Source organism: Desulfonatronovibrio hydrogenovorans DSM 9292 (assembly GCF_000686525.1).
GTDB lineage: Bacteria > Desulfobacterota > Desulfovibrionia > Desulfovibrionales > Desulfonatronovibrionaceae > Desulfonatronovibrio > Desulfonatronovibrio hydrogenovorans.
In genome coordinates this window covers 73,377-88,601 of sequence record NZ_JMKT01000016.1, presented here as the reverse complement: position 1 = coordinate 88,601, position 15,225 = coordinate 73,377, and the positions used below count along the sequence as shown (strand labels likewise).

Below are 15,225 nucleotides of genomic sequence, written 5' to 3'. Positions count from 1 at the left end.
GAGGCTTGTGCATGTAAAACAGGTTCTTTTTGTAGATGATGAGCAGAACATCCTTAGTGGCTTGAAAAGAATGCTCAGGCCTATGCGGACCGAGTGGAAGATGTTTTTTGTTCAGAGCGGGTCAGAAGCGCTGGCCCTTATGGGTAAAGAGCCGATGGATGTCGTTGTTACAGACATGCGCATGCCGGGTATGGACGGTGCAGAACTGCTGACCCAGGTAATGACGAAATATCCGCGCACCATCCGGATCATCCTGTCAGGACACTCGGATATTGACTCAGTCATCCAGACAGTCCTGCCTGCTCACCAGTATCTCTCAAAACCCTGCAGTTCTGAGCAGTTGAAAGCAGTGATTGAAAAGGCCGTGGCTATCAAGGACTTGATCGAAGATGACTCAGTCCAGTCTGTTATAAACAGCATCGGTTCTCTTCCGGCTGTGCCTGAGGTTTATCATCAGGTAGTCAGGGAGCTTTCAGGCCCAGAGCCTTCTCTGGCCAGAATCGGCAAAATTATTTCCCAGGATGTGGGGATGTGTGCAAAGCTGTTAAAGCTGGTTAATTCTTCATTTTTCGGGTTCTGCAGGCATATTTCCAGTCCGGAACAGGCCGCCACCCTCCTGGGCACAAACGTGATCCGGTCCCTTATATTGTCAGTACATATTTTTTCTGTATTTGATTTTTCCAGGGTCCCGGGTTTCTCTCTTAAGGATCTGTGGGAGCATTGCCTGACAACAGGAAGGCTGGCTGAAAAGCTGGGGCGGGCTGAAGGAATTACCAAGGATATGGCTGATGAATGCTATATTGGAGGTTTGCTCCATGATGTGGGCAAGCTTGTTCTGGCAAGTCAGCTTCCAGACCGTTACAACATGATCCTGGAAAAGGTGCGTCAAGAAAATCGGTCTGTACATGAAGTGGAGCTGGAGATCATGGGCACGACCCATGCCGAGATAGGTGCATATCTCATGGGGATATGGGGACTGCCGATTTCCATTGTTGAGGCCATAGCCTTTCACCACAATCCCTCCAAGCCGGTCCAGACCTTTAACCCGGTCAGCGCAGTTTATGCGGCCAACATCCTGGAACGCAAATACTATATCGTTAACCCTGACTACTTCGTTCCTGATTTTGACCTGGAATATCTGGGCAGAATGGGGCTGTTAGACAGACTGGAGTCATGGCAGGCTCTGGCACTTAAGGACGGCAGGACAGCAATGGAGTCTGATGAAGACTGACTGGAGTCTGTCTGAAAAAAACCGGGGCAGGTCAACCTTCCCGGGTTAATGATTCTTTTTTCCTGCGGATTTCCTTTGGAGGAATCAATACTGAAATGGGCTGTTTGACTCCATAGGTCTTTTCCAGACTGTTCAGTCTCTCCACCTGGCTCAGAGTCAATTCGCTTCCTTTTTGAAGCAGGAGCATGCCGCTTAAAGACAGGATCTCATCTCCAGCAATCATGTAAGGCAGCAGATCTTTCACTGAGACCCTGCTATATGAGTATTGTTCCTCCAGCTGAAGGACTTCAATAAATGCCTTTATTACTTTTGGATCATAGCGTCCCTTTCTGTCCAGCATCCGCAGTAAACTGTCTTTTCTCGAAAACCCTCTGTTTATGAGCAGGTCATAGTCCAGAACGATCTTTAGAATCCGAGATCCCAGAGGGATATCCCTGCCTTTGACCGTGCCAGCTGGGAACCCATCTCCATTGTAATGTTTTTCCTGGTAGGCGACCATGTTGCCCAGCTTTTCCAGTCTGGGTATCTTGCTGATCAGATTCGAGGCAATAAAGGGGTGTTGACTGAACAGCTCCAGCTCTTCATCTTCAAGTTTTTCCCCGGTTTTAATTTTCTGCAGGATTGCCTGGGGCAGGACAACGCATCCGATCTGGGACAGTAAAGCTCCGGTCTCATAAAACCAGACATCTGTCTCACCCAGGTGCAGAGCCACGTCCCGGACGAATCGTTTGATTCTTGTTGCTCTGCCCATGGCTTCTTCATTGGTGATGGTCAATATGTCCGTCAGGGTGTCGGTAATCCCGGTAACAGTCTTTTCCATGATGTCCTTTTCCAGGGTGACCAGACGATACTGTTCAATCCCTGCCTGCAAGGCATTGTCAATCTCATGGGGTGCGCACGGTTTGACCAGGAAGCGAAATACATTTCCCTGGTTTATGGCTTCCATGGCCACATTCAGGTCTCCATGTCCGGTCAGCATTATTCTGACAGTCTCTGGAAACAGTTTTTTGACTCTGGAAAGAAATTCAATGCCGCTGATTTTGGGCATTTTAAGGTCGGCCACCACTACAGCGTATGGACCTTTTTCATTGATGGTCCGAAGTCCCTGCATTGGGCCAGTTGCAGTTTCCACCTGGAATTTTTTGCGCAGGGTGCGCTGGAATCCTTCAAGGATGTTTAGGTCATCGTCAACAAAAAGGACCCTCTGATTTACCATATGCTGCTCCGGGATATTGAAAAGAAAGGGATCAGGATAAGTTACAACTTGTTGATCTTTAATAGGTGTATAGGTACTAATAAGGGAAGTTGTCAAAAGAAATCGATGAATGATCAGGCGGTCTCAGGAATCCTTGGAGATGAATGAAAGTAATGCAGATTGAAACGGAGCTGAAGTTCAGGGTAGAGGGCTTCAGGGAAATAACCACAAGATTGGCTGGAATGGAAGCTCATTCCAGCCCATGGTATTTTGAGCAGAATATTGTGCTTGATGACCAAACCGGGCGACTCAGGAAGAGAGACTGTCTTTTAAGGATTCGTTCTGGAATGGCCAATAAACTTACCCTTAAACTTCCTGTCCCTGATGCCGGGCCTGGGATCGCTAAAACCAGGCAGGAATTTGAAACGACCATTGGAGATGCCGGAGAAGTCTTTGCAATTTTCTGTTCCCTAGGATACTCTATTTGGCTTAAGTATGAGAAGTTCAGACAGGTATGGAAAATGCAAGATGTCAAGATCTGCCTGGATATTCTCCCTTTTGGCAGATTTGTAGAACTGGAGGCAGCTGAAGAGGTTATTGTTAAGAAAGTTCAGTGCCTTGGTCTGGACATGGAAAACTCCACTGCAAAGACATATCACGAACTGAATCAGGACTGGATTGCTGAGCTTGGTCTGGAACCAACCAATGACTTTATTTTTAGCCCTGAACAGATTATCAGTCTAATGCACGAATTGAACATCAAAGGAGATGAAAATTGTTTACCACGGAAGAATTGGACAGGTACGCCCAGGTCATGATCTGGGGCATGAAAAAGGCCCGTAAAAATCCATTTGTCAAAGATAATATCGTTTTGATCAGGACTGATAAGGCCTGTCTTCCACTGGCTGATGAAATATACAGGCAGTTGCTGATAATGGAACTCAACCCGGTGGTCAGGATCAATCTGCCTGAAGATCTTGAAAAAACCTTCTTTACCAGTGCCCAGGACCATCAGCTTGAGTTCAGAATCCCGGGGGATGCTGAACTTTATTCCTCTCTTAATGGTCTTATTTCCCTTTTGGGGCCTGAATCACTGACCCACCTCAAAGATGTCGATCCTTCAAGAATTGGTAAATATGCTGTTACCAAGAAATACTTAAGAGACATACTGGAAGACAGGGAGAATAAGGGTGAATTTGGATGGAGCCTTTGCCTCTACCCCACCGGGGAACTTGCCTCCAAGGCTGGGATGGAGATTGATGAGTATAAAAGGCAGATAATCAAGGCAGCATACCTGGACCAGGCTGACCCTGGAGCCTTGTGGCAGAGCATTTTTGAGACCTCAAAAAAGGTCAAGACCTGGCTCAATCAGATGGATGTGGAATACTTTCATGTTGTGTCCGAAAATACGGATTTAAAGGTCTTTCCGGGATTGAAAAGAAAATGGCTGGGTGTGTCCGGTCATAACATCCCCAGTTTTGAAATTTTTCTTTCTCCGGACTATCGAAGGACCCAGGGTGTTTTTTATGCTGACCAGCCCTCGTATCGGAGTGGCAACCTGGTCAGGGGGGTCCGGCTTGAGTTTCAGGACGGCAAGGTTGTCAAGGCCGAAGCAGAGGAAGGGCAGGAATTTTTGCTCAAACAGGTAGCCCTTGATGAGGGAGCTTCTTTTCTGGGCGAGTTTTCACTGACAGACAAACGGTTTTCACGCATAGACAAGTTTATGGCTCATACTTTGTTTGATGAGAATTTTGGTGGCCCTAATGGCAACTGCCATGTTGCCCTTGGAGCTTCCTACTCAGATACTTTTTCAGATGACCCAGACACACTGACCAAGGAACTGAAAAAAGAGCTGGGCTTTAATGATTCGGCCCTGCACTGGGATCTGGTGAACACTGAAAAGAAAACAGTGCGTGCGCATCTGAAAAATAAGGATGTGATAACTATCTACGATGATGGAATGTTTACCATGGGCGGGCTTTAGAGCGTTTCAGCCCTGACGGTCTGGTTTCTGCCCTGTTTCTTGGCCTGGTAAAGGGCCGCATCAGCCATTTTCAGGAGTTGATCCTGGTGGAGGGAGTCCAGCTGATATTCGGCTACTCCAAGACTTATGGTAAATTTAATGACGGTTTGGTCATAATTGAAACTTGTTTCCTCCATGGCCGTTCTTAAGCGTTCAGCCATCATGTAGGCTCCATTCATATCAGTCTGAGGAAGGATGATGGCAAATTCCTCGCCGCCCAGCCTGCCCGGAACATCAACCTGACGCAGGTGTTTTTTGACCAGTCCGGCCAGGTGCTCCAGGATACTGTCTCCTGCATCATGCCCGTATTGATCATTGATCTTTTTGAAGTGATCAATGTCCAGCATGATCAGGGAAAATCTCTGGTTGTAGCGTCTGGCCCTTTCCATCTCTTTGTTTAGTGTGTCCATGAAGTGTCTTCTGTTCCAGAGTCCGGTCAATTCGTCAGTTGTGGCCAGATAACGCAGGCGTTCTTCAGCTCTCTTTCTTTCAGTGATGTCCTGGGCAGAACCGACAATATGTGTGATTTTATCATTCTGAAAAACAGGAGTCAGGGTTGTGGACCATACTCTTTCTCCTCCTGGCAGGCTAAGCTTTTCTTCATAGGAAACAGACTCCCCAGCATCCAGGCATTTTTTGTAATTTGCGGCAACCAATGATCCTACTTTCTGTCCAAGAAGGTCCTGAGGTGTTTTGCCCCTGAGTGCTTCCAGGGTTAAGCCGGTGGCTTGCTGGTGAAACAAATTGTTTCGGATGAATCTAAAGGTGGTTTCGTTTTCCACCTGCATCAGAAACAAAGCGTCCTGCGTACCGTGAAAGACTTTTTCGTATTCGTTGGATACCTTGTTGAGCTGGTCCTGGGTAGCTTTAAGAGAACTGATGTTTCTGGCCACATGTACGTATCCGGTGATCAGGCCTTTATGGTCTGTCATGGGGGTGACCTTGACTAGAAAATGCCCTCCCAGGGTTTTACTGAAGATTTCTTTGGTCAGTTCCAGGTCGTTTTCCAGCATGCCTAGATCAGGAAATTCATCAAACGGGTTTTCCTCGGTGCAGGCCAAAGAAGAACACTGCCGGCCGCGAATCTGCTCCAGATCAAGGCCCAGAGAATGAAGAAACTCCTTATTGGCTTGCATAATCCTGTGGCCTTTATCCAGAATGACAATGGGGTCGGATATGGAGTCAAAGGTCTCTTGCCACTGCAACTGAGCTTTTTGCAAGGCCTTTTCTTTATCCTCCAGTTCTTCCTCAATAATTCTGGACCGGAGCAGAGTCCTGATCCTGGCCAGCAGTTCTTGAGCATGCAGAGGCTTGATCATATAACCATCAGCACCTGCATTCAGACCTTGAGCCTGGTCAGTCGGGGAAACCTTCATTCCGGAGATCATGATTATTCGGGTGGTTGAGAGGGCTGGATCATTTTTGATCATGCGGCACAGCTCCAGTCCAGAGACATCGGGAAGCATGATGTCCAGCAGGATAAGGTCGGGACGCCGGTAACGGGCCATTTCCAGACCCTTGGTCCCGGAATTAGCTGAAAGTACATTGAATCCGGATTTGGAAAGAAGGTGTCCCAAAGAAGTGAGCATAATCTGATCGTCGTCAATAACTAGGATCGAACGGTTTTCAAATTCAGAGCCTGTGTTCTCTCTAAATTCCGGTGAGAGAGCCCTGGAATTGTTTTCCTGATTGATCATTTGGCTCCTTTGTAAAACTTGCAGCAATATGATCCAGCAGTCTGCTCTTGCTCATGCAGACTTTGACCTTATGCCACCATTGTTTGGTTTCTGCCCTGTTCCTTGGCCCGGTAAAGGGCCTGGTCTGCCATCTTGAGAAGCTGGTCCTGGTCAGTAACTCCTGGTTGGTGCACGGCCAGGCCCACACTCACAGTGAATTTTATTTCCTCTTTATCATCGTAAATGACCAGAGCCTGTTCCAGGGCAGTCCGCAGCCGTTCAGCAGTTCTATATGCCCCATCCTGGTCGGTCTGGGGAAGAATGATGGCGAATTCTTCTCCGCCCAGCCTGCCCGGTACATCCACCTGACGCAGGCTGGCTTTTAATATCCCGGCCAGGTGTTCCAGGACCTGATCGCCGGCTGCGTGGCCGTACTGGTCATTGATCTTTTTGAAGTGATCAATATCCAGCATGAGCAGGGAAAACCTCTGGTCGTAGCGTCCGGCCCTTTCCATTTCTCTATTTAATGCCTGCATGAAATATCTTCTGTTCCAGAGTCCGGTCAGTTCGTCAGTGGTGGCCAGAAAATGCAGCTTTTCCTCGGTTTTTTTTCTTGCACTGATATCGCTGAAAACTGAAACCCCACCGGTTACTCTGTTGTTTTCAATCATGGGTCCGGCAGTCACCTGAACAGGAAGCACGGTCCCGTCTTTGCGCTGGAACCTGGTTTCCTGGCTGAACACATCACCCCTGGATATGGTTTTAAAAAGCGGGCAGTCGGCAAGAGATTTCTGACCTTTTTCTTTTTCACACGGTACAAAGAGTTCGTATCCGATTTTGCCTACCAGCTCCCGAGGCTTGTAGCCGAGGATGGATTCAGCCGCTGGATTGGCAAAAGCAATGCGCCCTGTCTGGTCCACAACATACAGTCCTTCAGCCATGGTATTGGTCATGGTCCTCAGGGTAGTCCGCTCCTTGCGGACTCGTTCCCGGTCTTTGATAACCACTACAATGCTCCAGGCCAGGGCGATCATGAGGACAGTGGCCAGAAATAAATTGAAGAGGAACAGGTGCTGGGTGGCTTTGATCTGGGGTGCAGGTGCAAATGACACCAGGTATGCTGCCGGGCGCTGGGCAATATCGTGGATGGCTGTAAAGGCAACGGTATAGTAGCTGTTTCCGATTTTTGCTTTGAATGCACCAGACTGCCCATGATTAAGGGTTGTTACCAAGTGTGGATTCCTAGACAGGCTGCTCCCCAGAACCTTGGCGATTCCGGACAAAGGAGAATAGGGATGGTTCTTGTCTGGAGTCTCCACTACCCAGTTGGGATGGATCAGGCTGGGCTTGTATGACCCGGAAAATTCTTCCAAAAGTATGGACCCGGCCAGGGATCTGTTAATCAAAAAAGCATGCTCGCCCTCTCTGTCAAGATCAGCAAGCTCCTTGAGATAAGCGGTTAGCGGCTGGCTCAGTTCAACGCTGCCCAGGTGATCATTATTCCAGATTATGGGGAAGATATTTCGGAATGCAGGGGCCATTATCCCGATTTCAAAACCATGCACCGGCTTTAGCTCAGTATTGGCAATTCTTATGCCGGGACGGACTTCAGCCAGGGAGTCGCCAAATCTTTCAGGTGAATGAAGCCTTAGAAAGCTTATCTTGTCCGGGGTGTGGAAGTGGAGAAGCTGGATGTCCCGGCTCAGGAATATTTCTTTGTACAGGGGAGTCAAATGACTGAGGATCTGAGACCTGGCAATGGTTTCGCGCTGGCCGCCTTCTCTGGCCACCTGGAGCATGCCCATTATTTCAGGCTGCATGATAAAGGTGGTGAAATAGGCTCCCATTCCCATTTTGTGCTGGTTTAAAGTGGCCTGCAAGGCAGTCTGCTGAATGGACAGGCGTTCTCTCAGGATGTTATGAATATCCTTTTGTCGCTCATGGTTCAGGTAGGCAACTGTTCCTGACCACAGAATTGCAAAGGAGACAATAATGGTCAGGGGGTGCAGAAGAAATTTGAATCTCAATAGTTTCTTCATACTTGAACCTTGGGTCAGGAACACAACATGGTAAAGGTCAATCAGCCCGGCCCGGAGCATGCCAGTCAGGATATTCTTATTAAGTTGGTTAAAAACTGGATGATGCGGTCCTGCTGTCCCAGGTTGTTGCTATTTTCAGCCGGGATAAGTATCTGTCTGAAAACCTGCTGGATCAGACCTGAATACTTTCATATCTGCCACTGGTTTTGAAACCTGTCCACTTTTATTTGGCGCCCAAATAAATGGTTGCCGGCTAAAAGGAGCAGGAAATTTATGGACTAGGGGTTTTTCAAAACTGAGGTAAGTGAACCAAGGGCGGCCAAACAGCCTGGGAAGAATATCAGGGTCAAAAGGATTGATGAATCTCAGCCTGTACAACTGACTTGTCAAGTTATAGAAACCGCTAATACCCTCATCATCAGACATGGAAATATCATTTTTAGTATATCCTGTGATTTTTCTGGCCTCCTTTGTCCTGTCCATGGCCGGGCTGGGCGGAGGGCTGGTTTTTGCGCCTCTTTTTGTTCTGATCGGGTTCGGACAGACCCCGGCTGTGGCTTCGTCTTTGCTGCTCAACGCTCTGGGCGCATCAACTGCTTCGTATGTGTATATCCGCAGCAGGCTTGTTGATTTTTCCCTGTCCATCCCCCTGATCATCACTTCCGGTCTGGCCGCTCCAGTGGGGGCTCTGGTCAATAATATGGTTGACCAGAAATACTTTATGCTGGTCTTGTCCCTGGTCATCCTGGCTGCTGGCCTGCGAATGCTGATCGCCTCCGGCATGCAGCCGGGAAGCATCAATCAGAAACATGTCTGGTCCATGACCAGGCTGATCCAGTCATCGCTGATGGGTCTGATCATCGGTTTTATCGGCGGCATGCTGGGCATAGGCGGAGGGGTGTTTGTCGTGCCCCTGCTGGTATACTTCCTCCATGTTCATCCCAAGACAGCTGCAGCCACCACCGCCTTTATTGTCTGTTTTTCATCTTTTGCCGGGTTTTTCACCCATGCGGCCATGGAAGCCCTGGACTGGAAATTTTTGATTCTGGCCGGATTATTTTCATCAGCCGGAGGGCTGCTTGGGTCAAGGCTGATGAGTACAAAACTGAGCGGTAATTTTGTCAAAAGGCTGTTTGGAGTAATTCTTTTGTTTCTGTCTATCTATCTGTTTTACAGAGGAATTTTAAGTTGACATGGTTTTTCTGGCTGCTAGGACTGGTATCTGCTGATTTAATAACCAAGGAAAGGTTATGATGATTCCCTACAAGTTCAACCGTCACGAATTTGCCGGGTCTCTAGGTGATCTGGGTGTGGTCCTGCCCATAGCCATCGCCATGGTCCTGGTCAACGGGCTGAGTCCTCTGGGTCTGTTTTTTTCTGTGGGCCTTTTCTATCTTTTATCCGGAATGTACTACCGAGTCCCGGTTCCGGTGGAACCCATGAAGGTCATTGGTGCATATGCCATTGCTGCGGGACTTTCAGCATCCGAGATCATGGCTTCCACTCTGCTTATGGGGATCGTGCTGCTGGTTATTGCTCTTACCGGGGCCATGAGCCTCATTGGCAAATACACTCCCAAGGCTGTCATCAGGGGAGTCCAGCTGTCCACCGGGCTTTTACTCATGGCTGAAGGAGTCAGGTTCATGATCGGGACTTCCACTTTTCAGAAGTTGCGTCAGGCTTCTGAACCATATCTTGTACTTCAGGACCTGGGCTTTCTGCCTATTGGAATCGTACTGGGTATACTGGGCGGACTTACAACCCTGCTGCTTCTGGATAACAAACGACTTCCGGCCGCCCTGGTGGTGGTTCTGGGTGGAATGTTCATCGGTCTGGCCCTGGGAACCAGAGAAGGACTGGACAAGCTGAGCATAGGCATCAATATTCCCGAAATATTGCCATTTGGTTTTCCCTCAAAAGCAGATATTTCCTTTGCCTTGCTGGCTCTGGTCCTGCCCCAGCTGCCCATGACCCTGGGTAATGCAGTTATAGCCAATGCTGATCTGTCCAGACAGTATTTTGGCGAGGCTTCCAAAAGGGTTACCTACAAGGCTTCCTGCGTGAGCATGGGGCTGGCCAATTGCTTCAGCTTCCTGGTGGGAGGAATGCCTCTGTGTCACGGGGCTGGCGGACTGGCTGCGCATTACAGATTCGGGGCCAGGACACCTGGTTCCAACGTGATCATTGGGGTTATCTTTATCATTCTGGCCGTACTTCTAGGGTCGCACATTCTGAGCGTCCTCTACCTTATACCCATGGCTGTTTTAGGGGTACTTCTGATCTTTGCGGGCAGCCAGCTGGCCCTGACCATTATGGACATGAAGGAGCGCAAGGACTTCTTTGTGCTGTTCACCATTGTGGGCATTACTCTGGCCACCAATCTGGCAGCTGGATTTATAGCAGGCATGGTGGTGGCCTATATGCTTAAGTGGGAGAGGCTGTCTATATAGCCAAAGGGCTGATCATGGCCAAGGTTCATCATGTAAAAATATGACAATCAATTTGGTGCTGGTATAATGCCTGGAAACACAAACATATCAAACAGGTCCTTGGAGCAGGCCGGATGCACCCCTGGTCAGCCGGATGCATCCGGCCTGGATGCTGAATGTCCATGTTCAGGGTTGAAGACACTTAAGGAAGTAGAGCCCTGTGGTCCGGACATAGAGGACAGAGCACCTTGCTGAGGTCCGGAAAACATTCTGCCGCCGGAGGCGGCAGGTGAGAGGGCCGGTCTCAAGGCCTGGCATTTTGTTGAGGGATGGGTACAGACTCCTCTTGGAAATGTTCCCCGAGTCAGGAATATATTGTCCTGGAAAGACAAGATAGGTGGGCTTGGTGCTCGAACCGGGATCATTCGGGACAACTACCGCATTTGTCCGGGTCTTTACGCTCTGGGTCAGCCTGACCAGGACAGCCCGGTCCTGGTTACCTGTAACTACAAGCTGACCTTTGATATCCTGCGTAAACAACTTGGTGGTGGTTCGTTCTGGATCCTGGTGGTTGAAACCTATGGAATCAATGTCTGGTGCGCAGCTGGTAAAAAGAGTTTCAACACCCAGGAGGTGGCCAGGCAGGTCCATAAGTCCTTACTGGACAAAATCGTCAAACACCGGACACTTATTATTCCCCAGCTGGCTGCTCCATCGGTTGCAGCCCATAAGTTGAAAAAAATGTGCGGGTTCAAGGGAGTTTTCGGCCCCCTGAGAATAGAAGATCTGCCAGAGTTCATTAATAAAGGAATGCAAGCTGGTCCAGGTATGCGGGAGGTGGTTTTTCCCCTTAACCAAAGACTGGAAGTGGCCCTGGTTGAGGTTTATGGGGCCAGAAAATTTCTGTTCTGGGCCTTTGTGGTCTGTCTGATCCTGGCAGCCCTTGGTCCGGGCGGATTTTCATTTTCGGGTGTTCTGTTGTCCGGCCTGAGTGCTTTTACAGTGGTTATGATCGGCTTCTTGACCGGTACTTTTATTGTTCCAGCTCTTTTGCCCTGGATTCCCTTTAGATCCTTTGCAGCTAAAGGGATTGCTGCTGGAATGTCGGTGGGGGCAATCCTGACCCTTGTCCTGGCAGGCTCCCTGGCAGAAGGCTTTGCTGCAATGGCCGGTAGTGCAGCTTTTGCTTCCTGGTTTGCCATGCACTACACCGGCTCAACTCCCTTTACGTCCCTGTCTGGGGTGGACCAGGAGATGCGGCTTTTTATGCCGGTCCAGGGAGTAATGCTTGGGCTGGCTGTGCTGGCCTGGATGGGCGAGGCCTGGTTCAGGCTGATCGTGGGATGAAAGTATTATGAAGACATTCAGACACCTTCCAGACGTAGCCACCCTATGCTTTGATAAGAACCTGTGCATAGGCTGCGGCAATTGCCTTGACGTTTGTCCGCACCAGGTCTTTGCCCTGCAGGATGGGAAAGCACTGATCCTTGACCGGGATGCATGCATGGAATGCGGAGCATGCATGACCAATTGCCCGGTTGAAGCCGTGTATGTCCGCCCGGGAGTTGGCTGCGCCCAGGCCATCTTGTATGGATGGCTGGTCAAAGTGCCGATCCTGCGCAAAGTCTTGTCCCCAGATTCCTGCTGTCCATAGTCTTTTTGTTAGAATCGCCTACATAATTCCTGGCCTTTTTTCCGGACAGGTCATTGAGAATTCTGCTGCATAGTTGTCAGACAGCAGTAATTCTGTTAGGGTTTTTTATAACCTTAATCTTTTGAATAAGGAGGAACAAATGAAGAGAGTTCTACTGACTTCAATTTGTCTTGTTATGCTGGGTAGTCTATTCATGTTCGGTTTGCAGGATATGAAGCTCCAGGCCGGAGACGGACAGGCTATTATGGAAACCAGATGCACAACCTGTCACGGAGCAGGACGGATTGAAAGAGCCGGGCACGATCTGGATGGCTGGAAAAGTACTGTTGACAGGATGATGGGTAAGGGCAATTTCGGTCCTGCCCTGAGTGATGCAGAACGCCAAGCTTTGCTTAAGTATCTTGTGACCCTGTAACATAAATGCGGGGCTTGAGCATAAAGCTCAGAGCCCCGCCACCTGAACCAGGTTCGATTTTGAAGGTTATGGTTTCAGGTCGAATCAACTATTTTTGATGACAGGTCAGGCAGTTTTCCTTGTTATCTGCAAAATAAGCATGATCATGCTCACCATAGATGTTTCCTCCTGAATGATACAAATGGTGCTGCAGCTCTTTGTTGGCCCGCAAATCTTCAGTGTTCTCATGGCATGAATAACAGGCTGATGACAAAGGGGCAGCGATTCCAGCCCCTGACAGGTATTTGTCCTTGCCTTTGTCTGCGATCAGCCCCAGTCTCTTAAATTCCTTGCCCACAGGATTGTGAGAATCATTAACATGACAGGCAGCACATTCCAGGATGGTGTTGGGATAGGAAACATATGAGTAGCCTCCACTGAAATGCCCCTCAACAGTATGATCCCGCCTGCGGTCAAACCTTGTCCTTTTTTCTCCTGTCCCGTGGATTGCGTGAATCATATACATAAAGTCCACGTTTCCCTGAAGCGCACTTGCGTCCCGGGTCATGGAACCGGCATTGTGGCAGGAGACACAGGTGGTGATATCCTGGTCAGCATAAGTGCCATGCCGGCCCATGGTTGCATGGCAACCCAGGCAATTGTCAGCAGTAACAATCTGGCGGCGGTCATCCAGGAAGCTGTTTATTCCCTGCCCCAGGGAAATTCTCTTCAACCTGCTGTTCAGACGTATTTCTTCGGGGCCAAATTCAATGATTACAAAGCCGTTTCTTCCGGAATAAGCTGGCTCGGGCAAAGGTAAGTCAAATGTGGTCACTGCTGTGGTCTGGTCCTGACCTGGGATAGTATTGTCGATATGGGCTACCTCATGAAAAGGGTCTCCCATGGCTCCTGAACTCCTGGGGCCGATTCCCTGGTTGGTCCAGTCTTCTTTATGCCCCCATCCAATACCAAGCCGGACTGCACCTCCTTCATCAAACAGGTCCTTATCTTCAGTAAACAGGAAAGATCCGTGTTCACCCGAAAAGAGATCCAGGTACTCATCATTTTTACGCACCCGCCAGGTAACCACCGGTCTTTGACCTGCTACGGCGTTTTCCACCCTGGTGACTTTCATGACATGTTGTCTGGAAAGGGCCAGCCTTTCCTGGCGTTCGGTCACCTTGTGGTAGTAGTCTGCATTGTGTTTAATTGGCCTTTGTCCCCCTCCATGACAGCTGGAGCAGTCATAGCCACAGTCATATGTCCTTGAGATGTATTCATAGTCAGGATCGTCAGGCTGGGCTTCCCAGAAAACGACTCCTCCTTTGCCATGACAAGTTGCGCAGCCCTCTGGGTCGGGATTTGGTCTTTGCCAGGCGTAAGTTGCATCACTATCCGAATAAACATGACATGAGGTGCAATTGGCCACGCCAGGACTGTTGGGATACGGGATGTCCTGGCTGGGTCTGGGAGTTCTGCCCAGGGTCCAGTCCGGGAACCTGACCTGCTGGTAAAAATAGGCATCTGCTGCATAACCTTCGATCCCGGCATGAATTTTATGGACCATTGTTCTTAAATCCAGGCTGGGCCAACCGTCCACTTCTGCGTATGCATTGCGGGAATCCCAGGTATAGGAGTTATGACAATTGGCGCAGACAGTTGGATCATGTCTGAGTTCACTATGCACCCTGTTGGTGGGGAAACGCATGTTGTCCCCATGACACCCGTTGCAGGAGCCTGTGGCCACGGCTTCTCCGGCGGTATGCCTTCGTTCATGGCTGTCTAAAATCCGCGCACTGCTTTTTCCATCAAATTCAAAATCAGTCACTGCGTTAAATCTGATATAGCCTTCCTGGCCCCTGTTCCTTTCAGTTACTCCAATACGGTAAATCCCTTGTTCCCAGGCTCCATTTCTGTTTATTTCATCAATTATTCCGGCCACGAATTCATGGTATAGGCTGTCATCCGGATGGCCGTAGCTTGCCGGATTGTGGTCGCTGCTGCGGCGCCACTGTACTCCATCTTTGAAGGTGATGGGCATCAGTTCACCTGACAGGTTTCCAAAATCACCTGGTCCGGCTTTAAGCCAGGTTGAAAAACGCATGCCACCGCTGACCGGCTCTCCACCGGTTAAGGCAGAGCCACTTTCCAGGCGCAGATTTGCCCCCCGGATTACCTTGGCTCCGTCTCCATACCTTGGGTCGCTTTGCGGTCCGCGCTCCCTGGTCCTCTGCAGCATGCTCATCCATGTATTTTCATGTTCAAGCCATTTTGCCATGGTCAGCTCCACATGGGCGGTGTCATGTTCATAGCCTGGAATGACAAAAGTAACCTTAATCTCTGAGTTGTTGCTGATGTAGATTTCTGTGATTTCAGCCATGACTGCTTCAGGGGTATCAATGGCATGACCTTCGCTGAAAAATATTCTGGGGCCTTCAGGAAGGATGGGAGCTATCCAGTATCCTGACGGATCATACTTGGCTCTGGCTCCGGCATCCCTGTTCTGAAACATGATAAAGAGGTTCAGAACGAACAGGCCCAGGATCAACATGAGTATATGTTTATGGTTTTTTAGCATTGGACA

Annotated in this window: 13 protein-coding genes; 8 read left to right on the top strand and 5 right to left on the bottom strand. The window is 49.3% G+C overall.

The window, feature by feature from the left end; genetic code table 11:
* The first annotated feature begins 7 nt into the window (after positions 1 to 7).
* Positions 8 to 1,231 carry a response regulator gene (locus P771_RS0113375; RefSeq protein ID WP_028575531.1) on the top strand — a complete coding sequence of 408 codons (1,224 nt, stop codon included), beginning with the start codon at positions 8 to 10 and terminating at the stop codon, positions 1,229 to 1,231.
* Positions 1,232 to 1,262: 31 nt separating this feature from the next.
* Here P771_RS0113375 and P771_RS17675 read toward each other — a convergent pair whose 3' ends face one another.
* Complete coding sequence (locus P771_RS17675) at positions 1,263 to 2,447, bottom strand: HD domain-containing phosphohydrolase (RefSeq protein ID WP_051617345.1); 1,185 nt, start codon at positions 2,445 to 2,447, stop codon at positions 1,263 to 1,265.
* Between the two features lie 143 nt (positions 2,448 to 2,590).
* Here P771_RS17675 and P771_RS18475 point away from each other — a divergent pair, with 143 nt between their 5' ends.
* Positions 2,591 to 3,244 carry a class IV adenylate cyclase gene (locus tag P771_RS18475; RefSeq protein WP_051617344.1) on the top strand — a complete coding sequence of 218 codons (654 nt, stop codon included), beginning with the start codon at positions 2,591 to 2,593 and terminating at the stop codon, positions 3,242 to 3,244.
* Positions 3,202 to 4,410, top strand: coding sequence for an aminopeptidase (locus P771_RS0113355; RefSeq protein WP_028575530.1), 1,209 nt, complete (start codon positions 3,202 to 3,204; stop codon positions 4,408 to 4,410). The genes P771_RS18475 and P771_RS0113355 overlap by 43 nt, the downstream gene beginning before the upstream one ends.
* On the opposite strand, the gene P771_RS18470 is transcribed toward P771_RS0113355, so the two are convergent.
* The 3 genes from P771_RS18470 to P771_RS0113340 form a co-directional block, all read right to left on the bottom strand.
* Entirely contained in the window at positions 4,407 to 6,146 is a 1,740-nt protein-coding gene (locus tag P771_RS18470; protein ID WP_051617343.1) for a GGDEF domain-containing response regulator, read from the bottom strand. The genes P771_RS0113355 and P771_RS18470 overlap by 4 nt on opposite strands.
* A gap of 68 nt (positions 6,147 to 6,214) precedes the next feature.
* Entirely contained in the window at positions 6,215 to 8,164 is a 1,950-nt protein-coding gene (locus P771_RS0113345) for a sensor domain-containing diguanylate cyclase (protein ID WP_161635984.1), read from the bottom strand.
* 135 nt (positions 8,165 to 8,299) lie between these two features.
* Positions 8,300 to 8,590, bottom strand: coding sequence for a hypothetical protein (locus P771_RS0113340; RefSeq protein WP_084301927.1), 291 nt, complete (start codon positions 8,588 to 8,590; stop codon positions 8,300 to 8,302).
* Between P771_RS0113340 and P771_RS0113335 the strand changes: the two genes are divergently transcribed.
* The 5 genes from P771_RS0113335 (at position 8,589) to P771_RS0113315 (ending at position 12,662) form a co-directional block, all read left to right on the top strand.
* Positions 8,589 to 9,356: a sulfite exporter TauE/SafE family protein gene (locus P771_RS0113335; RefSeq protein ID WP_084301926.1), complete on the top strand. Its 768-nt coding sequence runs from the start codon at positions 8,589 to 8,591 to the stop codon at positions 9,354 to 9,356. The two genes, P771_RS0113340 and P771_RS0113335, sit on opposite strands and share 2 nt — an antisense overlap.
* 58 nt (positions 9,357 to 9,414) lie before the next feature.
* Positions 9,415 to 10,614, top strand: coding sequence for a putative sulfate/molybdate transporter (locus P771_RS0113330; RefSeq protein ID WP_028575526.1), 1,200 nt, complete (start codon positions 9,415 to 9,417; stop codon positions 10,612 to 10,614).
* 66 nt (positions 10,615 to 10,680) lie between these two features.
* Entirely contained in the window at positions 10,681 to 11,940 is a 1,260-nt protein-coding gene (gene hgcA, locus P771_RS17660; protein ID WP_252989041.1) for a mercury methylation corrinoid protein HgcA, read from the top strand.
* Positions 11,941 to 11,947: 7 nt separating this feature from the next.
* Positions 11,948 to 12,247 carry a mercury methylation ferredoxin HgcB gene (gene hgcB / locus P771_RS0113320; RefSeq protein WP_028575525.1) on the top strand — a complete coding sequence of 100 codons (300 nt, stop codon included), beginning with the start codon at positions 11,948 to 11,950 and terminating at the stop codon, positions 12,245 to 12,247.
* Between the two features lie 139 nt (positions 12,248 to 12,386).
* Positions 12,387 to 12,662: a c-type cytochrome gene (locus P771_RS0113315; RefSeq protein ID WP_150112204.1), complete on the top strand. Its 276-nt coding sequence runs from the start codon at positions 12,387 to 12,389 to the stop codon at positions 12,660 to 12,662.
* An 88-nt stretch (positions 12,663 to 12,750) separates the two neighbouring features.
* Here P771_RS0113315 and P771_RS0113310 read toward each other — a convergent pair whose 3' ends face one another.
* The gene (locus tag P771_RS0113310; RefSeq protein WP_028575523.1) at positions 12,751 to 15,219 is read right to left on the bottom strand and encodes a multiheme c-type cytochrome; all 2,469 of its coding nucleotides are present in this window, start codon (positions 15,217 to 15,219) and stop codon (positions 12,751 to 12,753) included.
* Positions 15,220 to 15,225 lie beyond the last annotated feature (6 nt).